We start from the raw sequence: 24845 nt of genomic DNA, 5'->3' as shown, positions 1-24845 counted from the left end.
TTTACCTTATCTTTGCACACATTACCTACTTAAAAATGAGAGATTACCCCATCCCAGATAATGAGCTGCAGCGTTTAGCAGCTTTAAAACGTTACAATATTCTTGATTCACTTCCAGACAATGCTTTTGATGATGCCACAAAATTGGTTTCGTATATCTGCGGTGTTCCAATTGCTCATATTTCTTTTATTGATGAAAACAGACAATGGTTCAAATCTGAAATTGGAGTAGGAGTATCTGAAGTTCCTCGTGAGATTTCATTTTGTAACTACACCATTATGGATACAAAAATGGTTGAAATTAGCGACACGCATCTAAACGAAACATTTAAAAATGATCCGAATGTAACAGGCGGATTCAATGTTAGATTCTATGCCGGTGTACCTCTTACAACTCCAGACGGATATAATATCGGTACTTTATGTGCTGTGGATCATGTAGTAAAAGAACTAGATGATAATCAGCGAAATGCACTTTCTATTGTAGCAAAACACGTTATGGCGCAATTGGAATTAGGTACAAAAAACTACGAATTATACACGCAGAGAAAGATAGCTGAACGCGCTGTTTTGGCAAAAGATAATTTTCTGGCTAATATGAGTCATGAAATCAGAACGCCATTAAATGCTATTATCGGTTTTACAGACCTTTTGGATCAGACAGATTTAGATAATGTACAGCAAGAATATATTGATAATGTGCAAATTGCTGGCGAGAATCTACTTATTATAATTAATGATATACTAGATCTTTCAAAAATTGAATCGGGAAATTTGACTATTGAATCACAACCATTTAATCTGAAAAGAACGCTTAAACATGTCTACAATTTGTTGAAAGTAAAAGTTCAGAAAGATGTTGAATTTAATCTTTATCTAGATGCCGATATGCCAGATAATGTTATCGGCGATCAAGGAAGATTAAATCAGATATTGGTTAATTTAGTTGGTAATTCGCTTAAGTTTACGCAAGAAGGTGAAGTAACGGTTTCGGTAAAAAGAATAGAGGAAAATGAGAATAATTACAAGCTTAGATTTTCTGTGAAAGATACTGGAATCGGAATACCAAAAAATAAGCTTAAAACTATTTTTGAACGTTTTACACAAGGTGAAGAAAGTACAACCAGAACTTTTGGCGGTACAGGTCTTGGACTGAATATTGTTAAACAGCTGGTAGAATTGCACAAGGGAGAAATTCACGTAAAAAGCGAACTCAATCGTGGTTCTGAGTTTTTCTTTTTCCTTACTTATAAAAAAGCAGATATTCCGAAAACGCCAGTAAAATCAATTTCTAAAAATGATCTAGGCAGCCTGAAAATTTTGCTTTGCGAAGACAATGTTCTAAATCAGAGATTGGTAAGAAGCGTGATTCAAAATTTCGGATTTGAATTGGATGTCGCTTCAAATGGTGAAGAAGGCATTGAATTATTAGCTCAAAATAAATATGATCTAGTTTTAATGGATCTTCAAATGCCCGTTAAAGATGGTTATCAAACGACAGATTATATTAGAAGTGAAATGAATTCGTCTATCCCGATTATTGCCATGACGGCACATTCTTTGGTTGGAGAACAAGAACGTTGTTTTAAAGTTGGTATGAATGGCTATGTGCCAAAACCATTTAAGCAATCCGTTTTATTAAAAGCAATAAAAACAGCCATGACAGAGGAAGTGGATACTAAAAGAAAAAGAATAGTAGATTTTTCTTTTTTGGATGAAATGTCTAGTGGTGATGAAGATTTTAAAAAGGAAATGATTAATCTTTTCTTAGAAAAAATCCCTAACCAAGTGGCAGAGTTGAACGAAGCATTTAAAAATGATAATCATGATGCCGTAAAGAAATTGGCACATAATATGAAGTCTAGCTTAGATATTTTTATGTTGGAAGATCTTAGTCAATGTGCGTCTATAATTGAGGAAGAAGCTTCAAAGAACCAGTTTTCTACAGAAATTTTAGATAAAATAAATATTTTACATTGCGGAATTGCTGAGGTCGTTAAAGTTTTAAAAGAACTATGATAGAAAAAAAATAAACAATAGCTTTACAATTCTGACGTTATAATTAAATTTTTGCCCCAAGTTTAAAATTTTAAAAAATGAGAATAATTTTAGCTGAAGATAATGACATCCTACGCAAATCATTATCTTTTTTCTTAGAATCTAAAGGATTTAGTGTTGACCAGTTTTCTGATGGTAAAGACGCACTCGATGCTATAGAAAATACTGATTACAATCTGATTCTTACCGATATCAATATGCCCGGCATAAGCGGAATGGAAATTACGCAATATGTTAGAGAAACGCTTCAATCTGATATTCCGATCATAATATTGACATCTTCTGGTGTTGAACAGACAGAATTAGATTCGTTTGATCTTGGAGCCAATGAGTTTATTGCAAAACCAGTAAGTCCAGCGGTGCTTTTAGTGAGAATTAATAAACTACTAAATAAACGCGTCTAATGAAATCTATATATTATTCTATCTGCCTTTTATTTATTTCCTTCATTACATTTGCTCAGGAAACAAATGTCGATGAAACTTTAGCTAATGCAAAACGAGAAGTTGAAAAAGGAAACTACGACAAAGCTTTAACACTAATGGATCCTTTGCGTGCTAAATATCCGCAAGACGAAGATATTCAAACGTATACGGGACGAATTTACAGCTGGAAAAAAGACTATAAAACGGCAATAAAAGTTTTATCGCCATTAACAGACCGAGTTAATCCGAATATAGAAGCACTGCAAGCCATCATCAATGTTTATTTCTGGTCGGAGAATTTTGAGAAATGTAATTTGTATTGCGATACATATTTAGCCATTAATCCAAAATCAGTTGAGATTATTCAAATAAAAGCGACTTGCTTAGAAAAACTAAATCGCGATCAAGAAGCTTTAGAATTGATAGAAAAAGCTTCTTTTGCAGATAATAGTACTCAGGCGTTTAAAGGAATTCGAACATTAATCGGGCGTAAAGCAAAAAATGCAGTATCGGTTTCTTATTTGAATATTTCTACTTCAGATCCTGGTCAATCTCCATTTCATTATGGATATGCGGAGTATTCACATAAATTCAGCAAATCTGCCATTGTTGGAAGAGCGAATATCGGAAACGTAAGCAATGAAACCCAAATGCTGTTTGAAACTGATTTTTATCAGACCTTTTCTAACAAAAGTTATTTGTACGCAAATGCAGGATTGTCAACAGGAGAAACGATTTTTCCAGTAGCAAAAGCAGGTTTAGAATATTATTTTAAACCGTATAAAAAATTTGAATATTCTCTTGGAGCTAGATTTATGCATTTTGATTCTGATGATATTACCTTGTTAACAGGACAGCTCGCTTATAATCCAGGAATTTATTCTTTTGCCTACAGACCGTATTATGATACTTCAAACGAATTGTTTTCTCATGTTTTAAGTATTCAAAGAACGAATGAAGAAAAAGAGCGAATTATTAGATTAGAACTTCAATACGGAAATGTTCCTTATTTGTATTTGTACAACAATTTTACACAGCCTTTAAAAGCGTATAGAATCGGAGTTCAGTATCAGCATCGTTTTGGTGATTCGTTTTTTGTACGTCCAATTTTTCTTTATGAAGATGAAGAATATATTCCAGGACAATATAGAAATAGGTTTAATGTACAGCTAATTGTAACGAAACGTTTTTAGATATGAACCTTTGGGAACTATACAAAAGCGGCGAGTGGGAAATACCTTTCCTGACATTTTCAATTTATTTGTTTGTATTAGCCTCGTTTGTCTTTTATCTCATAATTGTCGGAAGTAGAAATCGAAACATTAAAAGAGAAAAAAGAAGACTTGAATACGATGTTTTAATTGAAAAAGTCTTGTCTTCTGTAATTTTTCAAGATGTACTTTATTCTGAAATAAAGAAGGATAAAAATTTCTTGGTGCTTTTTGATACGAATTTCTTCAGAGAAGTTTTGACAGAAACCTTGATCAATCTTCATAAAAATTATGAAGGTGTTTATGCCCAAAAATTAGAACAATTTTACAAAGATTCAGGATTAATAAAAGATTCTTTTAAAAAGCTGAAAAATTTTAAATGGGAAATAAAATGCAAAGGAATTACAGAACTTGCTGAATTTAATATTAAGGAAGCTTTTAATCAGATTATAGCGTGTGCAAAAGCCCGAAATAAAACTTTAAAAATTACAGCTATCAATGCTGGAATTAAATTAGAAGGAACAAAAGGAATTGTCCATTTGACGGAGCACGATGATATTATTGATGAATGGACTCAGGTAAATATTATTAGCGCATTCAAAAAACACGATATTGGAGATACAAAAGGTGTAGAACTTTTACTGGAATCACAAAATACGACAGTAGTTTCTTTAGGATTGAAACTTATAAAAGAGTTGAAACTGACACAAAAAGTTCCTTTTGTAGCAGAATTGAGCACTAATGCTCCAAACGCGACTATCAAATATGAAGCACAAAGTGTCTTACAGGCATTAACCGTATAAGCAGCAATAGAATGACTTTTTTTAATACAGACATAACTTGGCTTTTAGATGTGTACATACTTCTTATATTGGGGTATGCTATTCTGATTATGTCTTCCTATTTGATATTGGCCTATCTTTCTCAAAAAGAATTAAGAGCCTATCTGAAGAAAAACAGCTTTGTAGATTATGAAGTGCTTCTAACCAGCGAATTTGCACCAAAACTTTCCTTGATTGCACCGGCGTATAATGAGGGTTTGACTATTGAAGAAAATGTAAAATCTCTACTTTCATTAAATTATAATAACTATCAGGTTATTGTTGTAAACGATGGGAGCAAAGACAATTCAATGGAAATCTTAATCAAAACATACGATCTTGTTTTGGGAGATTTTGCTATTCATCCTAAAATAGAAACCAAAAAAATAAAAGGAATTTATACGTCTAGAAATGCAGCTTTTAAAAAATTAATAGTTGTAGACAAAGAAAATGGAGGTAAAGCAGATGCTTTGAATGTAGGACTAAATATTGCACAGAATCCCTATGTGGTTTGTATTGATGTGGATTGTATTCTAGATAAAGATTCACTCTTAAAACTAGCAAAACCATTTTTAGAATCTCAAGGAAAAAGAATTATTGCCACTGGAGGTGTGGTGCGAATTGCCAATCAATGTATTATTAAAAATGGACGTTTGGTTGAGGTAAATATTCCTGACGTAATGTTGCCTAGAATTCAGGTTTTAGAATATTTGAGAGCATTTCTTTTGGGAAGAATGGCATGGGGAAGGTTAGACGGACTTTTATTAATAAGTGGTGCATTTGGTGCTTTTGATAAAGAAATTGCTATTTTATCGGGTGGTTACAGCACAAAAACTGTTGGCGAAGACATGGAACTGATTGTGAGAATGCGTCGTTATATGCTCGAAAATAAATTGCCTTACGCAGTAAGCTATATTCCAGATCCGTTGTGTTGGACAGAAGCTCCAGAAGATTTTACGATATTCAAAAAGCAAAGAAGCAGATGGATGAGAGGAACAATTGAAACACTAAGTTTTCACAAAAAAATGTTTCTTAATCCAAAATACAAGCTTTTAGGAATGTTAAGTGTTCCGTATTGGACATTGTTTGAGTTTTTGGCTCCAGGAATAGAATTTGTTGGCCTTGTAATAACCGTAATCTTTATATTATTCGGATTATTAAACTGGCATTTCTTTTTACTATTGCTTTTATTTGTTTACTCTTTTGCTGTTTTCTTTTCTGTTATTGCTTTGTTTAGCGAAGAAAGAACCTATCACAAATATCCTAAACAAACCGATTTTTTTAAGCTTTTAATGGCCGCATTTATAGAGCCCATTTATTTTCATCCGCTTACGGTTTATTCAGCTTTAATTGGTTACAAAGAAAAAATTATGGGAACTAAAGGCTGGGGCGAAATGACTAGAAAAGGATTTGCTAAGAAGTAAATGAAAATATAATCTAGATTCTTTTTGGGCTAAGAGCCAATAACAACATACCTAGACCCATTCCGACAATTAAACCTCTAGATAAATCGGAAATCTTTACAAAATGAGGAACGATTAGGGAAACGGCGATAATGAAAATTCCAACGGATAGTAACATTAGTGATTTGGAGGTTATTTTTTCCATTTTTAATAATTTTAGATGGATAGTTTTGAGCTTTATTTTATAAATATATTAAAAAAAAATAAAAAAATCTAAATCATTTTTTATTTAGCTTTTTTTTAAGTGTTTGAAAATCTTTTTTTTAATCCAAATCTGTTCGCAACATAGCGCCTTTGCTCGCATTTTTTGGTAACTTAATATATTACGAAATCCATTTAAATGTTAAAGATTTTTTTTTAATGGTTTGAATGCCTTTTTACGTTTACATGTAGTGACGAATGTCAAAATCATTAGACTGAGATAGTTTTACTTCATTCTAAAAGGAAAAAAAGCCGTATAGGTAAATAACACTATACAGCTTTTAAAACTATTTTTTTTGTAATGAAATAATTTTACTCGTATTTTAAATAACGTAAAATATCCATTTTAGTAGCTTGATAGGCTTTTGCCAAAACAATTAGCAACGTTAAAAATAAAAGTAAAATAAAAGAATATATAAAAGGTAAAATTGGAATTTCGATTCTAAAAGCGAAGTTGTTAAGCCATTTTTGCAATAAAAAATAAGCTGGAAAAATCGCCATTAGAAACCCGATTGCACAATACACAACATATTGTTTGGATAATTCTCTTAATAAAATATTTGTTTCTGCTCCCAAAGTTTTTCGAATTGCAATTTCTTTCATTCTTCTTTGAATTGAATACGAAGCCAATGCAAACAATCCAAACAAGGCAATAAGAATCACGATTACATTCAACAGTGAAAAAAGATTTTTTTGTTTTACATAAGCTTCATAGGTTCTTGCATATTGATTGTCTACAAAGTCGTATCGAAAGGGATATTCGGGATCCACTTTCGACCATAATTTTTCGATATCGGCAATAGTGTTTTCCATATCATCCCGTTTTAGTTTTGCATAAACTTTGTTAATGTTTTGCGACATACCAAACATTTTAATATTGTAAAAAGCAATTGGCGGAACCTTTAGTTCAGGGCTTAATAAATTGAAATCTTGACTAATACCAATTATTTTTAATTTCTTCTCCCGAATTACAAGTTCCTTCCCGAGTGGATCTTTAAGATTAATTAATTTTAAGGCGCTTTCATTTATGATCACAGAATTTATAGTATCTGAAGCCAGTTTTTTATCAAAATTTCTTCCCTTAATTATTTTTATGTTCAACATTTCGAACATGCCAAAATCTAAAGGGATAACGCGTTGTTTAAAAAGTTCATCATTGTATAAAACCCCCGCTAGAGAATTGTCTGAACCATCAAACGCAATGAGGCCCGTGGAGATTTGTTCGACTCCTTTAATTTTGCTGAGTTGCTGTTTTATGACGTTGTATTTGTTGTAAATATTTTGAGCTGCATTTTCTCCCTGATAATCAACTGATGGAAAATTTAAGGAAACCGAAATTATCTGATCGCCTTTGAAACCCAGATCTTTATTCTGTAAAAATTTAATTTGCTGGTATACGATATTTGAGCCAATAATAAAAAAGGAAGCAATAGCAAACTGAAAAATAAGCATTCCGTTGCGTAACCAGATACCGTTTTTGCTTCTTTCGAAATTTCCTTTCAGAACTTTAAATGTTTCAAAATTAGATATATATATGGCTGGAAATAATCCTGCCGTCAAAATTGTAATGATAAAAATCAATATCAATTGTATATAAAACTGACTGGCAAGAAGTAGAATATTCTTGTTTAAAAAGTTGTTGTAATATGGTAAAGTCAACTCTACAATTACTAACGCCAGTAAAATAGAAAAAGTCGTGATTAAAACTGTTTCAAAAAGAAACTGACTAATAATATCGCCTTTTGATGCACCCGAAATTTTACGAACTCCAACTTCTTTCGCACGCTTTACAGCATTAGCAGTTGCAAGATTGATGTAATTAACAATTGACAAAACGAGAATCAATAAAGACAAACCCATCATGATTATTAAAAACTGAAAATTTCCTCGTGTTTCAGGATAACCATCTATAATCGAATGCAATCTAGCTTTTGCTAAAGGCTCAAGAATAACTGTAAAATGCCCCACTTTTTTAGTCATAACTTCGACTGTAAAACCTGCTTCCTTGGCAATTATCGCAATAAAATCATGGTTGTAAATTCTTTCGAGTTTCTGCCTTGTAAGATCAACTTTTGACGGGTCTTTTACTTTTAATAATAACTTTAAAACAAACGGACCCGTCAATCCGGAAGTTGTATATTGTTTCATTTTATTGATGATGACATTTGGCGCAATCGAAGAATTTCCGGGAATATGGTAAACTGCCCTTACAGAAAACAATTGGTCAAAGCATTTTATTTGTTTTCCAATGGGGTTTTCATTTCCAAAAATCCTTTTAGCCATACTATCTGAAATAGCAATGCTGGAATCATCCTTTATAGCTGAAATTGCATCACCCTTAATAATTTCGAAAGGAAAAAAAGAAAAGAAATTTTGTTCGACATTGATAATTTTATCTACAAACTCCTTTTTTCCTTTGTAAATAATTTTATCCTTTTGATACCAGCTATCAGCATATAATATAGATTTAACATTTGGATCTTGGTCTAAAGCCGTTTTTAGGAATAAGGCACAATCTGACATGGCGGGCATATCGCTTAGTTGAACCAAAACCTGATAAACATTATCTTTTTCAGGATTCCAGGCATTATAATTTTGTTCGTCGTTCCAATAAAGAAGCGCAAAAATCAAACCTGCTATTCCTATTGATAATCCGAGAATATTGAGAGCAGTAAAAAGTCTGTTGCTCTTTATTTGATAGATAAATATATTGATCCAGTTTCTTAGCATCTTATTCATATTTTAAATATTTCAAAACATCCACTTTTGTTGCTTGATAGGCTCTGGAAAGAACAACTGCTAAAGTCAAAGCCAGTAAAATAGTAAAACCGATTAAGAAAGGATAAACAGAAATTCCAATTCTGTAAGCAAAATTTTCAAGCCATTTGTTAAGCAAATAATAAGCTGGAAGTAAAGCAATAAGAAATCCAATAATACTAAAAACGATATATTGTTTGCAAAGCTCTTTTAGTAAAACATTTGTTTCTGCGCCGAGTGTTTTTCGAATCGCAATCTCTTTCATTCTTCTTTCAATAGAAAAAGAAGCTAAAGCAAACAATCCGATGAGTGCAATTACGATAACGAAAATATTAAGTAAACTGAAAAGATTTCTTTGTTTTACATAGTTTTGATAAGATCTTGCGTATTCTTTATCAACAAAATCAAAAGTAAAAGGATAATTTGAATCTACTTTTCTTGACCAAACCTTTTCTATATCGGCAATAGTTTGCTGCATTGTCGTCGGGTCTGCTTTTACATAAATATTGTTTAAAAGATTGCTAAACCAAGGCACGCTTTTAAAATGAAAAATAGTAATTGGAGGAATTGGCTCACCTGGATTTCCGATATTAAAATCTTTAACTACTCCCACAATAATAGCTTCTTTACTATCCCAGTTTATCTTTTTTCCAATCGGATCTTTTTCGTTTAATAATTTTAAAGCAGTTTCATTAATTAACATCGAATTTATAGTGTCTTGAGAATATTCGGGACTTAAAAAACGCCCTTTTGCAAGTTTTACATCCATCATTTCAAGTACACCAAAGTCTACAGGAACATTATTTCCGTCTATATTGATATCTTTATGATGATACGATATTACAGATTTTGCACCATATCCAAGAACAAATCCACCGCCTGCAACTTGCTGTACGCCTTTAATACGATGTAATTCATTTTTTATTTGCTCGTACTTGTTCATGCGGAAGTTGTTGGAAATTTTTTCTCCATAAACATTCCGATAAGAGATATTTAAAACCTGATTTCCTTTAAAACCTAAATCTCTAGAATTCATGTGGTTAATCTGCTGGTGTACGATATAAGAACCGATGATAAAGAAAGAAGCAACGGCAAATTGAAATATCAGCATTCCATTTCTAAGCCAAACACCGCTTTTACTTCGGGCAAAATTTCCTCTTAGAACCTTTAAAACTTCAAAATTAGATACATATACAGCTGGGAATATTCCTGCTGCAACTACAAGAATTACAAAAATAGCGCTGAGCTGAAGATAAAACTGATTGCTTTGTATGACCAATTTTTTTTCTAAAAAAACATTATAATAAGGAAGAGAAAGTTCTACTATTACAAGTGAAATCAAAATGGAAATAATTGAAATAATTGCCGTTTCAAATATAAACTGCTGTATAATATTGGATTTAGAAGCTCCAATTATTTTTCTAACTCCAACTTCTTTAGCACGTTTTACCGCATTGGCCGTGGCAGAATTAATGTAATTTACAATGGATAGCGCGAGAATTAGTACCGACAATCCCACAATAATCATGAGAAGCTGATAATTTCCATTAGATTCGATAAGTCCGCCAGTTTTGGTGTGCAGACGTATTGTCCCTAAAGCTTCTAAATGAGGTATTACTTGACCAAATTTCTTAATGTACTCTTCGGGTTTCATGCCTTGATCTTCTGCACGAGGCAAGGTCATATTTTCGTAATAAACTTTAGCGAGACTTTTGGTCACAAAATCTGCCTGAGCTGGATTTTTTAGTTTTAATAAAAGAATGTATTGAAAATTTCCCCATTGCTGAATGCTGTTTTTTATGCGTAAGTCCATAAAATTTACCACGCAAGAAGGGTTAAAAATGGATTTCTTATCGAGTTGATAAACACCTCTCACCACTACAACCTGATTTTGCAAGATTATTTTTTTGCCAAATGCAGGTTCATCGCCAAAAAGCTGTTTTGCCAGATCTTCTGACAAACAAATACTGTTGCCATCAATAAGACCTTTTTTTGCACTGCCTTCAATAAATGGATAAGGAAAATAATCAAAGAAGTTTTGTTGGGCTACTAGCACATTTTGAGACTGAATTTTTTTGTCGTTGTAACGAATAATTTCATTATCGTAATTACCATTGACATAACAAAAAGATTCAACTTCGGGAGAGACTTCTTTTATAGAAGCACCAATAGGAGCAGAACTCGAAGCCCAATATGTAGTTGCATCCATCTGGTTGGCTACCAAAAAAACACTTTCTTTATTAGGATTCCATTGATCGTAACTTTTTTCGTCATTCCAGTACAAAATGGCAAAAATTAATCCTGCAATTCCAATACTCAAGCCGAGAACATTCAAAGCCGTAAAAAGCTTGTTATTCTTAATTTGATATACAAATATATTAATCCAATTTTTCAGCATAACCCTAGTTTTTTGAGTTTACTAAAACATCCACATTTCTATGATTTACCTTTTCAGAAAGAATCATTCCGTCTTTCATTAGAATGGTTTTCTGCGAAAAAGAAGCGTCATAATCGGAGTGTGTTACCATCAAAATTGTAGAACCGCTGGCATGAAGATCGGTTAAAAGTTCCATCACTTCATTTCCGTTTTTGCTGTCTAGATTTCCAGTTGGCTCATCGGCCAAAATAATTTTCGGATTATTGATTAATGCTCTCGCTACGGCAACACGCTGCTGCTGTCCGCCTGAAAGTTGCTGCGGATAATGTTTTAGGCGGTGCGCAATTCCTAATATTTTGGCAATTTCATTTACTCTATTTTTTCTTTCAGAAGCCGGAACGTTGTTGTAAATCAACGGCAGTTCGATATTATCAAAAACCGATAATTCATCAATTAAATTGAAGTTCTGGAAGATAAATCCAATGTTTTCTTTTCTTGCCTGAGATTTTAGTTTTTCTTTTAAGCCGACCATTTCCTGCCCAAGAAGCTCGTAACTTCCATCTGAAGCACTGTCTAAAAGTCCGATAATGTTTAATAAAGTCGATTTTCCGCTTCCGGATGGCCCCATGATAGACACAAAATCGCCTTGATTGATCGTTAGTGATATTTCACTTAATGCTCTTGTTTCCAGTTCCTCAGTTCTAAATACTTTTGAAAGTTTTTTGATGGTAATCATAAATTGATTGTTTTAGTTTTTGATTGATTTTTCTTTTAAAATTTTATGCCTTCGGAAATGACAGAAACAAGTCTGAAAATTAAGATAAATTATTTTCAAATTATCGCTATTTATTTTGTTATTTGTACCTCCGAAAGGCTTTAATAATTAATGATTTACCAGTTATAAAGTGATTTTCATGCCAAGAAATTAAACCTTGTAACTCATTTGTTTTTAGGTGATTATATTTTAATAAAAACTCAAACTGTCCATAAATGGACACCTTTCGTCCAAAACTGAACAACAATGAAAAAGACCAACGCTTCAATTTTAATCATCGACGATCAAGAAGACATCCTTTTTGCTTCAAAAGTCTATTTGAAAAAGTATTTTGAGAACATTTATACGCTTAATAATCCCAAAAATATTGTCGAATTATTGTCGAAAAATGCCATCGATGTCGTCTTGTTGGATATGAATTACAGAATAGGTTTTGAAGACGGGAGAGAAGGCTTGTATTTACTGAAAGAAATAAAAACGTTATCGCCCAAAACAGTTGTGATTTTAATGACCGCTTTTGGAAAAGTAGAAACCGCGGTAGAAGGGTTAAAGTCAGGCGCTTTTGATTATATTTTAAAACCTTGGGAAAATAAAAAGCTGTTAGAATCGGTTAAACTAGCTGTAGATAAATCTAGAAAAGAACAGAAAAATGTAAAAGAAGTGGCAATTAAAAATGACTTCTTTACAGGCAATTCAGAAATTATAAAAAAAGCCTATTCTTTAGCCGATAAAGTTGCCAAAACGGATGCTAATGTTTTGATTTTGGGAGAAAACGGAACAGGAAAATTTGTTCTTGCACATCATATCCATTTACAATCTGAAAGAAAAAATCAGCCGTTTATCGCAGTTGATCTGGGTTCTTTAAATTCTAATATTTTCGAAAGTGAATTATTCGGTTATGCAAAAGGAGCTTTTACCGACGCAAAATCGGATACGGCAGGACGTTTTGAAATGGCGCAGAATGGCACTATTTTTTTGGATGAAATAGGAAATGTTCCGCTTCATCTGCAATCCAAATTATTGCAGGTTATTCAGACTAAAACGGTGACGAGATTGGGAGAAACAAAACCAAGACCTTTAAACGTTCGAATTATTACCGCAACTAATTTGAATTTAAAACTAGAAGTTGCAGAGAAAAACTTCCGTGAAGATTTGTATTATCGCATTAATACAATGGAAATTGTTTTGCCACCGCTTAGAGAAAGAAACGAAGACAAAATTCCGCTTGCCGAATATCTTTTGGATAAAATGATTGAAAAATACACACGTGATGAGATCAAATTTGACAAAAAAGTACTCGAACAAATTGAAAAACACGCTTGGAACGGAAATATTAGAGAAATGGAAAATAAAATCGAGCGTGCCGTCATTCTTTGTGAAAACAATATCATTACGGTTGCTGATTTAGATTTGGAAATCATTACGCCTTACGAAGAAAATGCCGATGATATACAGCTGTCTTCTGTAGAAAAAATAACGGTCGAAAAAGCTCTTCTCAAAAACAACAATAACATCAGTAAAACCGCTGCAGAACTTGGCTTGTCAAGAGGAGCTCTGTATCGACGCTTAGAAAAATACAATATCAATATCAGTTAATATGTTTAAAACGGTACAAACTTATAAACTCATTTTTTTACGATTAATTCTGATCGTGATCGGAATAGAATTGTCTATTTTCTTCTTTAAAACTGGTTTGTTTTTTACAGGAATATTTGGATTGTGCATGGTTTTTCTGTTGGGTCGCGAAATGTATTTTTATGTTCAAAATATGGTTTTGCTTTACAATAAAACCATTTCATCGATTTTGCAGAACGATTTTACGTCAGATTTTTCAAAACATAAAATCAACAAAAATTATGGCGATTTATTTCAGCTCTATGAAACTCTGAAAGACAATCGTAACGAACAGATTTCTAGAGATATTATTTATCGCTCTATTTTGAATAATATTGAAACGGGAATCATAATTTTGCAAAAACAAGAAGACGACTGGAGTATTTTTTTAATGAATGATTATTTTTCGAGTCATTTTAATGTTCCGAAAGTTTCAAAATGGAAATATCTTAAAAATCAATTGCCGTCTTTGTGTGAAATTCTGGAAGAAGATGGTTTTCATGAAGTTAAAACTTCATTAGAAATTAGTATCAACGAACAAAGTAAACATACCTTTGTTCTTCAAGCTTCTCGAACTGAAATTTTTGAACAGGATTATTTTATCGTTTTATTAGATTCGATTCAGAATGTGGTCGAAAAAAAGGAAAAAGATGCTTGGATAAATTTGATGAAAGTCATTTCGCACGAACTTTTAAATTCGATTACGCCAATTCGTTCCATTTGTCAAAATTTGGAAGATTTGGTAGAGCAAGATTCGCTTTCTACAGAAGATTTGGAAGACATCAAACATAGCGTGCAAACTATGCTCAGAAGAAGCGATCATTTGCAGAAATTTGTTGAAGGCTACCGAAAGCTGGCGATGCTTCCATCTCCTAAAAAAGAAGAGGTAACCTTACAGGATTTGATTGACAACTGTATTCAAATCATGAATCCGTTGTTTAAGAAAGAAAATATTGAAGTTGTTAATACTATTAAAGGGAAATATCGAATTTATGTAGATCAGCAGCAGATTGAGCAAGTATTGATTAATCTGATGACAAATTCGATTAATGCATTAGCCAATACGATTTCCAAACAAATTATAATTTCGGCTGAAGCCAAAGACAATCGAATTTTTATAAAGATTTTGGATAATGGAAAAGGAATCGAGAAAGAAATTGAAGACAAAATATTTCTTCCGTTTTTTACTACAAGAAACGAAGGCGCGGGAATAGGCTTGACTTTATCTAAAAATATTGTTGAAGCGCATGGCGGTTATATCAATCATTATACTAAAAATGAAACAACAATTTTTGAGATTTGTCTGATTGAATAGCATTAAAAATGTTTATTGAAAAAGGCATTTTAAAAGCTCATATTTTTTTTTAAATTTGTGAAAGAAGAGTTGCCAATAAACTCTCCTAAATAAAGAAATTTTCAAAAAATGAGTATAAATTCAACTTCTTCAATAACTTCTAATTTTCTTAGTGATTTAAAAACACAAACTTCTGATTCTCACAAGAAATTAGAAGAACTTCCAGTTTCTATGTCGATTATGTCACCAAACATGAAAATCGAAGAATATACTTATTATTTAAGTTTAATGCACGACGTTCATAATGATACGGAAGGTTTAATTTTTCCTCTTTTTTCTGATTTAATTGATGATTTAGAACAAAGAAGAAAGAAACATCTTATAGAGAATGATCTTTTATTTTTAAATTCAAAGAAAACTAACTCAGAAAAAGTTTTTCAAACGGAAGGAATTTCAACTCCTTTTGCGTTGGGAATTTTATATGTTGTAGAAGGTTCGACACTTGGAGGAAGATTTATTTTAAAAAATGTATCCAAATTGCCTGAACTTTCAGGAGAAAATGGTGTTTCTTACTTTAACGGTTATGGCGATAAAACAGGAAGTTTTTGGAAATCTTTCCTGAATTTTCTTGCCGAATACGAACAAGAACATAATTGCGGAGATGAGATTATAGAAGGAGCAATTGTTGCTTTTGATAGTATTTACAAGCATTTTGATCGAACATCTACAAATGAAGATTAAGGATATAGTTAATCGCGATCTTGTTAACTTAAGCAATTGCGAACATGAACCCATACATATTCCAGGCAAAATACAGCCACACGGCTTTTTACTTGGCATTACACTAAAATGGAAAATAGATTTCTGTTCAGAAAATGTTGCCACTTATTTTGGAATTTCTCATACTGAGATGTTAGGCAAAGATTTTTCAGCAGTTTTTGGCGTTACAGCCGAGGAAGAAATTTTAGCTTACACTAATGGTGATGAGTTTAGAGATGCTTTTCCTTTAGAAATAGAATTATTGGGTAAATTATTTCAAATCAACATTCATAAAAGTGACGGTATTTATGTTCTTGAAGCCGAATTGCTGTTTGTTGATAGAGAAAAATTGGCAGATGCTTACAAACAAACCATTCAGTTTGTAAGTCAGATGAACAAAACCACTTCACTTAAAGATTTGTGCGCACTTGTAGCACAGGGAACACGAGAAATTACGGGTTATGATCGCGTAATGATTTACCGTTTTGATGAACAATACAACGGAGAAGTATTTGCAGAAGATTGTCGTGAAGACCTAGAACCTTTTTTAGGATTACATTATCCACATACAGATATTCCAGCTCAAGCCAGAGAATTATATATTAAAAATCTGCTGAGATTGATTGTAGATATCGATTATCTACCTGTTCCTATTTATACAGTTGATGATAAAGAGGGGAAAAATCTCGATTTAAGTCTTTCTATTTTAAGAAGCACGTCACCGATTCATGTAGAATATTTAAAAAATATCGGAGTTGGCGCAACATTGACTATTTCTCTTATTCATCATGGAAAATTATGGGGATTAATTGCCTGTCATCATTATTCAGAGAAAAACATATCTCCTGAAATTAGACTTGCAGCAAAACTTCAAGGGCAATTTATTACTTCTCAAATAGATATAAGGCAATCAAATGATGAATATATTAGTGCTCAGAAAACGAATCTAGCATTAGAACAATTGACTAGTCTAGATCTTCCTGTTTTAAAGGAATCAATAGAGAAGATTGTGCAAGCTCCACAATTGTTAGAAATTGCAAATGCCTCAGGAGTATCTATTATTACCAGAGATAAAATCTACAAAAATGGTCTTACGCCATCTGATGATCAAATTATTAGTTTAATAAGGCAACTGAAAAGTAAAGATATAACTGATTTTTTCTCAACAAATAAAATTAGTGACCATTTTCCGGAATTTGATGAAAATTCGAATTTTGCGGGAATTATTTACAATACATTAGGTAATAATGGACACGTAGTATGGTTTAGACCAGAAACGGTTTCAGAAATTAAGTGGGGTAGTGACCCGGAAAAGAGGATTTTAAAAGACAGTACGGGACTACATCCTGGGAATTCATTTAATATTTACAAACAAATTGTAAAAAACCAAAGTAGCAACTGGAAACAGTATGAAATTAATGCTACGATTCAATACACTCATACTTTGCATAATCAGTTGATATTGATTATGTTGAGTGAGGAGGAGGAGAAATATCGCAGCCAAAGCGAAATCTTAAAAGAAACCAATTCTGAACTTGAAAATATCAACTGGATTAGTACGCATGATTTGCAAGAGCCTTTGCGTAAAATTCAGCTGATTACTTCTAAAATGTTATCAGAAATTGATGTTATTTCGACAGAATCGATTTCAAATTCATTAGAAAGAGTTTCAAAATCTGCCAATAGAATGAGCGGATTATTGGAAGATATTTTAAAATATACCCGAATTAAAAACACAAGAGATACTTTGCAAGAAGTAAATCTGAATGAAATTCTAGAATCGACAATCAAAGAAATGAGTGAAGCAATTCTAGAAAACAATGCGATAATTGAATCTGAAAAACTACCAGAAGTTCAAGCTATTGGTTTTTTAATGAGACAGTTATTTGTTAACATCATTCAGAATTCGCTAAAATATGCATCGCAAGACAGAACACCGAAGATTACAATTACGGCTTCTCAAGAGCCTGTAATTATACATGATTTGTTTAAGGTATATTGTCATTGGGTTCGTTTCTCTGATAATGGAATAGGTTTTGAACCTCATTATTCCCAATCTATTTTTAAAATTTTTACCAGACTTCATACGCAAGAAGAATATACAGGATCGGGTATAGGTTTGGCATTATGCAAGAAAATCATGCAGGCAGTTGGCGGAGATATTCGAGCCGAAGGAAAACCTGGAGAAGGAACTGATATTATAATTTATTTTCCTTGTGATCCTGAGGATACACTTTTGCCATTGTAAGATATATTATTTTAAACACATAGAAACATAGATTTATTCTTTTACAAACAGTTAATCGAAAGAAACTAGTTTCTAACACATAGTCAACTATGTTTGTTTAAACAAGTGAAACGCCTTTACTAATAATAGTGAGCTATGTTTCTATTTGTTGAATAAATTCTCGCTTATTGATTTAATCGTATTTAATCTGCTAAAATCTGTTTAAATCTTGGTGAAATAATAATATCTAATTTTTATCAGCGACAATTTTGATTTTAGGCTTTTTAAAATTGACTTCAGAAATAATGGTCGCCGAAAAAATTAAAGTTCCGCCCAAAAGCAAACGCCACGACAGATTTTCTCCTAAAATAAAAAAAGCACCAATAGCACCAAAAACAGGTTCAAACAGATAGATTACAGCAACGCGTTCGGCAGATAAATAACGTTGAGAAATATTAGAAACCGTATACATAAAAGCTGTAGAAAACAAAGCACAATAAACAACGCCAAGCCAGAAAGTATCACTTTTTGGAAACCATTCTGCATGTGGATCTGTAAATGCCAAACAAAAAGTAAACAAAGCACAAAACGAGAACATTGGAACAATCGAATACAAAAGATTTTTTGATATGGAATGTTTTTCGACTGAAATCAAGTAAACAGCAAAAGCAAATGCGCCCGCTATAGTTAAGAAATCACCAAAATTTATAGTGAATTTGTCCTGTATTGCGATGATTGCCAAACCAGTTAAAGCAGTCAAAGCGGCAATCCAGATTTTTAATGGTGTATTGGTTCTATAAAGAGCTAATTTTAGAATTGGAATAATGATCACCGTTAATCCTGCAATAAAAGAACATTGAGAAGCTGTTGTGTATGTTAGAGCAACAGTCTGTAATTGGATGCCTAAAAACATTGGAACAGCAAGAACAAAACCTGTTTTGATGGCTTCCAAATTCATGTTTTTAACGTATTTCCAAAAAACAATACTCAAAACTATTACCGCCAGAAAGAAACGATAAAACAAAAAAGTGTTAGGAGAATAATTGCCTATTGCCATTTTGGTAATCGAATAGGAGATACCCCAGAAAGCAGTGCCAAGAATTAGCAAAAGCAGTAAAAATTGTCTTTTTTTCATTTAAATTGAGGTGTCTTTTTGTTTAGATTAAAAAATCCTGCCAATCTTGTCATTTCTCGGAATGACAAACTAAGGGTTTAAATTTAAACTGCTAGCTAGATTTATAGAACTTTTTTCATCATTAAATCAGTTTGTTCATCATTTCCTAATTTAAAAATATGGGTGTCAAATTGTACAAAACCATTTTTGGTGTAGAAACTAACGGCTCTGAAATTTTTTTCCCAAACACCAAGCCACATGTAAGATGCTCGTATTTCTTCGGCAGTTTGTTCCGCTTGAGCGTAAAGTGCTTGCGCGACTTTTTTTCCGTGAAATTCTTTGGCAACGTAAATACGTTCAATTTCCAAAGCATTCAAATCTTCTTTTTCCGTTTGAGCAGCATCCGTATTTAATTTTAGATAACCGACTACTTTTTCTTCTAATAGAGCCAAATAAAAATAAGAATTAGGGTTATTTAGTTCTGATGAAAGCTTTTCAGTTGCAAAACTTTCATTCAGATATTTATCCATATTTTCTTTGCTATTCACTTCCGCAAATGTTTCAGAAAACGTTTGTCTGCCAATTAATTGAAGCGCGTTTAAATCTTCTACTGTTGCTTTTTTTATTTCTAATGAATTCATTTTTTTATTCTTTAATGCATTAAAAGCTATTTTTGTTCTTAATAAATGTGTAAATTGCATCAATGGATTTACAGCAAATTAAATATTTTTTAGCGTTGTCACGCGAACTTCATTTCTGGAATACAGCCGGAAAAATGAATATCACGCAATCTGCACTAAGTCGCCAGATTCAGTCTTTAGAGAATCAGCTTGGTGTTCAGTTGTTTGAACGCAATAAACGAAATGTCAAGCTTACTGCTGCTGGCCAATTCCTAAAAGAAAAATGGGAAGTCGAATTGAATAAATTAGAATTTATTCATCAATCTGCCCGCCAGATTCAGTTGGGAGAGAGCGGTACGATTACCATTTCTCATCCGGATTCTATTTCAGCTTCCATTATGCCTGAGATTTTATCTCGTATTTCTGATGCTTTTCCGCAACTTAAAATCAAATTGGTTCAAGTTCTTTATGAGAATCAGCAGGATTTTCTTCGCAATTATAAAATTGATTTGGCAATTACAAGAGATATCAATAATGCAAAGGATATTGAATCTCAAAAAATCCATACAGACCATTTAGCGATTGTTGTACCCGAAGATCATCCGTATCAAACTCCCGAAGATTTAACCAAAGAAACGCTTGCCTCTCAAAAGTTTATCTTGCCAACTAATGATGAAGGAAGCAGTTACAGTGACCTTATTAGACGATTATTCAATTCTTTAGAGAACGCTCCAGAAGTCTATCTTCATTCCGAATTCGGTTCAGCCATTATTGCTTTGGTTCGAAAGGGGCTCGGAATTGCGATTTTACCTGATTCTTATCTTTTCCATGAAATTCCAGGAATCCGATTTATTAAACTTCCGTTGGAAACCGATTTGTATATCAACTGGCGAACCGAAGATCATAATCCAGTATTAGCTAATGTTTTAAAATTGATTATTCCCTAAATTTTAGGCACGAAGCATTCCGATATGTGGAATTCCATCTTCATCATAAACTTCTCCTTGTTCTACAAATCCTAAAGATTGATAGAATTTGGATAAATGATATTGTGCACTAATGCGAATTGAACCCTTTCCAAATTTTTCTTCACAGCCAGCAATTGAAGCTTCCATTAATTTTTTTCCTAAACCCAATCCGCGATGCGATCTTGCAATTACAACTCGCCCTATGGCAATTTCATTGTATGATAAACCGGCGGGAAGTAAACGCGTAACACCTGCCAATTCGTTATCAACAAAATATAAAAGATGAAAACTTTTTTGGTCTTTATTATCTAAATCAAGATAAGGACAGTTTTGTTCGACTACAAAAACGTCACTTCTTAAACGAAGTAAATCGTACAATTCGTGATTGGTTAATTCATCAAATGATTTAATAGAATGGCTAAATGTCATTTTTATTTTATGCTTTAATTTTCAACAAAGATAAAATAGAGAATAATGATTAAAAATGCTATTTTTTTATCATGTGATGCTAAAAATGCATTAATATTTAAAAGGAAATTTTGTCTAATTGGTAATTTCAAGTTTATATCCTTTACCTCGTACAACAACAATATTTACGTTGGCATCGACGTCTAATTTTTTTCTAAGTTTTGATATAAACATATCCAGACTGCGTCCAACAATGACACCTTCATCTTCCCAAATTTCTTTTTGAAGTCGATTTCTCTCTATTGTATTGTTGGGAGAAAGTGCAAAAATATGAAGCAGTCGCGATTCGGTTGCGGTCAATTCTATTATTTTATTGTTTGTAAGTAGTTTTCTGTTTTTTACTTCAAACTGTAATGTGCCTAATTCTAATACATCACTTTCTTGATTTTCCAGTAAAGGTTTTCGTGATTTAATTGATTTAAAAAAGATGAAACCTACAAGAGCACAAAGAGGCAAACTTAAAAGATATCTATTTTCGACAACCTGTATGTTTGATGGTTTGAATTTAATATTTATGGTGTAATTTGCTTTCGGTTGCATTCTTTTTCGACATGGTACAGCATCATTTTTTTTGTTTTTTGCTACTGCGTATCCATAAATTACACTAGAATTTTGAGAATTCAAAACAGTCACAACATAATCTGACGCTCGAGGATCTTGAGACAAAAAACGACGGATAATATTAACTAAAGTGTCGGGTTGAAAAGTAAAACTCTTTTCAAACTGGATTTCATATTCATTCTCGTCAATCTTTTTTATCGGAAGAACTCTAGATGTACTATCTCCTGATTGTAAAAGTACTTCATGCCCGATGCTGCGAAGCAAAATTTCCCTTTTGGCACTATCAAAAGAATTATTGCCAGTCTCGTTGAAAGCAAAGCAGATTACAGTAATAAACACAACTGCGATCACTCCAAATAGATATTTGTACTTCTTCTGCAAGATATTTTGGCTATAAAGCATATTGTCAATAGTTTATTTACAAAGTTTACAATTTTATTTACAATTCAAATTGCTTCAACCGGAAAATATGAAAGTAATTTTGCCTCAACAATTTTCTAAAACAATAAAAAAATGAAGCAATATGCACCCCTTTACACTTTGTTCTTGATGTTTATTTTTTTTACTTCTTGTAAAGATTCCAACCACACAAACAATCCGATTCAAATTAGCAAAGCAGAGAAAGATACAGTTTCGCTCTATGGACCGACTGGAATGGTTAGAAATATAAGGCAAGATAAAAAAGGAAATATTCTGATTGCTGCTTTCAAAGGTGTTTTTCGATACGATGGAAAAACGTTTACGAATCTAACAAGTAAGATAAAATCGCCCACTTTTTGGGATGTGTTGGAAGATCGCAAAGGAAATCTTTGGTTCGCTTCTAAAGATTCAGGTGTTTATTATTACAATAAAAAAGGCTTTCAACACTTTACAATCCGAAACGGACTTGCCAGTAATTTCGTCGGATCTATTTATGAAGATAGGGCTGGTAATATTTGGTTTGCTACTGGCGGCGGCGCAAGCCGTTACGATGGAAAATCTTTTCGAAATTTTACAACAAAAGATGGACTTTCAAGTAATGCTGTTACTTCGATTATGGAAGATAAAACCGGAAAATTATGGTTTGGAACCAGAGAAGAGCCTTGTTATTATGATGGAAAGAAATTTACGGTGTTCAAAAAAATAAACGGGAAGCCTTTTTACAATGTTTGGTCTATAATCGAAGACAAAAAAGGCAATATTTGGTTTGGTGGCTCTATACTCAAAGACAGAAAAGGCGAGAGAGGCGACACTTTGGTTCTTGAATTTGGTCTTTGGCGTTATGACGGAATTGATTATACAAAGGTTTCAAATAAAGGAACTTCGATGATATTACAAGATAAAAATGGAGATATTTGGACAACGGGTGCATTAAAGGTCAACGGGAATTGGGTATTTTCACGTTATGATGAAGAATCTTTATATGATAAAAATCCAAATGTTACTGAAATATTTGCACAAAAAGGATTGGGAATGCTTTGCGGTATTTTGGAAGCTAAAGATGGAAGTATTTGGTTTGGTTCTATGAATGGCGTGTATCGTTATAATGGAAAGACACTTACAGATTTTTAAAATAAAAAAAAGAGTTTATTAATGTATAATTTTTTTCTTTGTAAGCTTCAGAGAAGCAAAATATTTATAACAAAGGATAAAAGTTTACAGCAAAAAGCTCCGGAGGAGTGACATATTTTGTGCGATCTTTATATAGCACTCCTTCGGAGATTTTTTTATTTATGTTTTTTGTAAATCTATAACCATTTCACCCTGCCGGGATTTTACAGATAAAATAAATTTTATAATATTCCGTCCAACAAAAAACTGTGTTTTGAGACAGCTTCTGTTTTACGATGAACAGTTTTTCTTAATGCGAAACCGCTTTTAAACCAACAATAGAACCAACTAAAGTTGCTAAAAAGAACAATCTCCAGAAAGCTGCTGGTTCTTTAAAAACAAAAATACCGACTAAAACTGTTCCAACGGCTCCAATTCCTGTCCATACCGCATAAGCTGTTCCTAGTGGAAGAGTTTCTGTCGCTTTCATCAATAAAAGCATACTAACAGTTAAGGAAATAAAAAATCCAATATACCAATAATACATTTCAGTTCCAGTAGTTGCTTTTGCTTTTCCAAGACATGAGGCGAAGGCTACTTCAAATAAGCCAGCGATGATTAAAATAATCCAGTTCATATAGTTAAAATTTTGTGGTGCAAAGTTCTTTTATCGAATTCGGAAAAAATTTAACAAATGATAAAAAATCTATTTATTTTAATCCGTTAGTTGAAATAAGATTAAATAGTTTCGTTCAACAGTTAAAATCTAATTTATCTGCTAAAATCTTTTAAAATCTGCGTGAAATATTTTTTTAGATATGAAATTTTTCACGCAGATTACACAGATTAAAGCAGATTTGCTCAGATTTAAATATAATCTAATGGGTAGAATTGAAAATAAATTCTTAAGAGATTATTTTAATTCTGCCCGAATTCTGCTTAAACTCACTTGCGTAATTCCTAAATAAGATGCAATATGGCCTAATTGAACTCTTTTTATGATTTCTGGATGATCTTTCATCAACTCCAAATAACGTTCTGAAGCATTTTTGAATTGTCTAGAAATCAAACGTTCTTCAGTTTTGATCAGTTCTTTTTCAGCAAATTTTCGTCCCCAATTGGCAATATGAACATCTTCATGGAACAGTTTTCGAAGATTCTCGGTTTTAAGTTCGTACAATTCGCAATCTTCCAGAAGTTCAATGTTTTCGTATCCAGGCTGGTCTTCGACATAACTTTTCATCGAAATTACTGTTTCGCCTTCTTTTCCAAACCAGAAAGTTACTTCGTTATCTCTTTCAATAAATGCTCTTACCAATCCTTTTTTTATAAAATAAATATTGAATTCTATTTTGTTGGCTTTTAGTAAAATATGCCCTTTCGGGAAAGCGATTTCCGAAATATTATTTTGAAGCTCCAATTTGGATTGCTCAGGAAGTAAGTGTATTTGGTCTAGAATATTTGAAATATCCATTTTATTTTTTCATTAAAGATAGTAGATGTAATGACTACCAGAAAATTTCATTCAAAAAAAATCCCATTTCAAAAAGAAATGGGATTTAAAATCACCTCTGCGATGAGCTATAAAACAGAGGCAATTTTG

21 protein-coding genes are annotated in these 24845 nt (G+C 32.4%); 11 read left to right on the top strand and 10 right to left on the bottom strand.

The window, feature by feature from the left end; translation table 11 throughout:
* Nucleotides 1-35 precede the first annotated feature (35 nt).
* The 5 genes from LL966_RS06290 to LL966_RS06270 all read left to right on the top strand — a co-directional run bounded on the left by LL966_RS06290 (nucleotide 36) and on the right by LL966_RS06270 (nucleotide 5938).
* A complete protein-coding gene (locus LL966_RS06290; protein WP_229351323.1) occupies nucleotides 36-2018 on the top strand; it encodes a GAF domain-containing hybrid sensor histidine kinase/response regulator in 1983 nt (660 codons plus the stop codon).
* A gap of 77 nt (nucleotides 2019-2095) precedes the next feature.
* Nucleotides 2096-2461 (top strand): response regulator transcription factor, encoded by a 366-nt coding sequence (locus tag LL966_RS06285; RefSeq protein ID WP_229351321.1) that lies wholly within the window; start codon nucleotides 2096-2098, stop codon nucleotides 2459-2461.
* Nucleotides 2461-3675 (top strand): YaiO family outer membrane beta-barrel protein, encoded by a 1215-nt coding sequence (locus tag LL966_RS06280; RefSeq protein WP_229351319.1) that lies wholly within the window; start codon nucleotides 2461-2463, stop codon nucleotides 3673-3675. Before LL966_RS06285 ends, LL966_RS06280 begins: the two co-directional genes overlap by 1 nt.
* Before the next feature lie 2 nt (nucleotides 3676-3677).
* Complete coding sequence (locus LL966_RS06275; RefSeq protein ID WP_229351317.1) at nucleotides 3678-4496, top strand: hypothetical protein; 819 nt, start codon at nucleotides 3678-3680, stop codon at nucleotides 4494-4496.
* A gap of 11 nt (nucleotides 4497-4507) precedes the next feature.
* Entirely contained in the window at nucleotides 4508-5938 is a 1431-nt protein-coding gene (locus tag LL966_RS06270; protein WP_229351315.1) for a glycosyltransferase family 2 protein, read from the top strand.
* Nucleotides 5939-5951: 13 nt separating this feature from the next.
* On the opposite strand, the gene LL966_RS06265 is transcribed toward LL966_RS06270, so the two are convergent.
* From LL966_RS06265 to LL966_RS06250, 4 genes are all read right to left on the bottom strand, one after another.
* Complete coding sequence (locus LL966_RS06265) at nucleotides 5952-6095, bottom strand: hypothetical protein (protein ID WP_229351313.1); 144 nt, start codon at nucleotides 6093-6095, stop codon at nucleotides 5952-5954.
* A gap of 395 nt (nucleotides 6096-6490) precedes the next feature.
* Nucleotides 6491-8917, bottom strand: coding sequence for an ABC transporter permease (locus tag LL966_RS06260; protein ID WP_317207127.1), 2427 nt, complete (start codon nucleotides 8915-8917; stop codon nucleotides 6491-6493).
* Complete coding sequence (locus LL966_RS06255) at nucleotides 8910-11333, bottom strand: ABC transporter permease (RefSeq protein WP_229351312.1); 2424 nt, start codon at nucleotides 11331-11333, stop codon at nucleotides 8910-8912. The genes LL966_RS06260 and LL966_RS06255 overlap by 8 nt, the downstream gene beginning before the upstream one ends.
* Before the next feature lie 4 nt (nucleotides 11334-11337).
* Nucleotides 11338-12048 carry an ABC transporter ATP-binding protein gene (locus tag LL966_RS06250; RefSeq protein ID WP_229351309.1) on the bottom strand — a complete coding sequence of 237 codons (711 nt, stop codon included), beginning with the start codon at nucleotides 12046-12048 and terminating at the stop codon, nucleotides 11338-11340.
* Between the two features lie 285 nt (nucleotides 12049-12333).
* Between LL966_RS06250 and LL966_RS06245 the strand changes: the two genes are divergently transcribed.
* From LL966_RS06245 to LL966_RS06230, 4 genes are all read left to right on the top strand, one after another.
* Nucleotides 12334-13683 carry a sigma-54-dependent transcriptional regulator gene (locus LL966_RS06245; protein ID WP_229351307.1) on the top strand — a complete coding sequence of 450 codons (1350 nt, stop codon included), beginning with the start codon at nucleotides 12334-12336 and terminating at the stop codon, nucleotides 13681-13683.
* Between the two features lies 1 nt (nucleotide 13684).
* On the top strand, nucleotides 13685-15016 hold the full coding sequence (locus LL966_RS06240; protein ID WP_229351305.1) for a sensor histidine kinase: 1332 nt from the start codon (nucleotides 13685-13687) through the stop codon (nucleotides 15014-15016).
* 108 nt (nucleotides 15017-15124) lie between these two features.
* Nucleotides 15125-15736, top strand: coding sequence for a biliverdin-producing heme oxygenase (locus LL966_RS06235; RefSeq protein ID WP_229351303.1), 612 nt, complete (start codon nucleotides 15125-15127; stop codon nucleotides 15734-15736).
* Nucleotides 15726-18002, top strand: a complete 2277-nt coding sequence (locus LL966_RS06230) for an ATP-binding protein (protein WP_229351301.1) — start codon at nucleotides 15726-15728, stop codon at nucleotides 18000-18002. The genes LL966_RS06235 and LL966_RS06230 overlap by 11 nt, the downstream gene beginning before the upstream one ends.
* 226 nt (nucleotides 18003-18228) lie before the next feature.
* Here the strand turns inward: LL966_RS06230 and LL966_RS06225 are convergent, their stop codons facing one another.
* Nucleotides 18229-19116 carry a DMT family transporter gene (locus tag LL966_RS06225; protein WP_229351299.1) on the bottom strand — a complete coding sequence of 296 codons (888 nt, stop codon included), beginning with the start codon at nucleotides 19114-19116 and terminating at the stop codon, nucleotides 18229-18231.
* Nucleotides 19117-19217: 101 nt separating this feature from the next.
* A complete protein-coding gene (locus LL966_RS06220) occupies nucleotides 19218-19736 on the bottom strand; it encodes a GNAT family N-acetyltransferase (RefSeq protein WP_229351298.1) in 519 nt (172 codons plus the stop codon).
* 62 nt (nucleotides 19737-19798) lie between these two features.
* Between LL966_RS06220 and LL966_RS06215 the strand changes: the two genes are divergently transcribed.
* A complete protein-coding gene (locus LL966_RS06215; protein WP_229351296.1) occupies nucleotides 19799-20662 on the top strand; it encodes a LysR family transcriptional regulator in 864 nt (287 codons plus the stop codon).
* Between the two features lie 3 nt (nucleotides 20663-20665).
* On the opposite strand, the gene LL966_RS06210 is transcribed toward LL966_RS06215, so the two are convergent.
* Entirely contained in the window at nucleotides 20666-21112 is a 447-nt protein-coding gene (locus tag LL966_RS06210) for a GNAT family N-acetyltransferase (protein ID WP_229351294.1), read from the bottom strand.
* 114 nt (nucleotides 21113-21226) lie between these two features.
* Nucleotides 21227-22093 carry a helix-turn-helix domain-containing protein gene (locus LL966_RS06205; RefSeq protein WP_229351292.1) on the bottom strand — a complete coding sequence of 289 codons (867 nt, stop codon included), beginning with the start codon at nucleotides 22091-22093 and terminating at the stop codon, nucleotides 21227-21229.
* 132 nt (nucleotides 22094-22225) lie between these two features.
* On the opposite strand from LL966_RS06205, the gene LL966_RS06200 reads away from it, so the two are divergent.
* Nucleotides 22226-23263, top strand: a complete 1038-nt coding sequence (locus LL966_RS06200; protein WP_229351290.1) for a ligand-binding sensor domain-containing protein — start codon at nucleotides 22226-22228, stop codon at nucleotides 23261-23263.
* Between the two features lie 289 nt (nucleotides 23264-23552).
* On the opposite strand, the gene LL966_RS06195 is transcribed toward LL966_RS06200, so the two are convergent.
* Together LL966_RS06195 and LL966_RS06190 are read right to left on the bottom strand one after the other, a co-directional pair.
* Nucleotides 23553-23879 carry a DMT family transporter gene (locus tag LL966_RS06195; protein ID WP_026728926.1) on the bottom strand — a complete coding sequence of 109 codons (327 nt, stop codon included), beginning with the start codon at nucleotides 23877-23879 and terminating at the stop codon, nucleotides 23553-23555.
* Between the two features lie 276 nt (nucleotides 23880-24155).
* On the bottom strand, nucleotides 24156-24716 hold the full coding sequence (locus LL966_RS06190) for a Crp/Fnr family transcriptional regulator (protein ID WP_229351288.1): 561 nt from the start codon (nucleotides 24714-24716) through the stop codon (nucleotides 24156-24158).
* Nucleotides 24717-24845: the final 129 nt, after the last annotated feature.

The sequence above is a fragment of the Flavobacterium chungbukense genome (assembly GCF_020805785.1).
Classification (GTDB): domain Bacteria; phylum Bacteroidota; class Bacteroidia; order Flavobacteriales; family Flavobacteriaceae; genus Flavobacterium; species Flavobacterium chungbukense.
The sequence above is the reverse complement of the archived record's forward strand: the minus strand, read 5'-3'. Positions and strand labels throughout refer to the sequence as shown.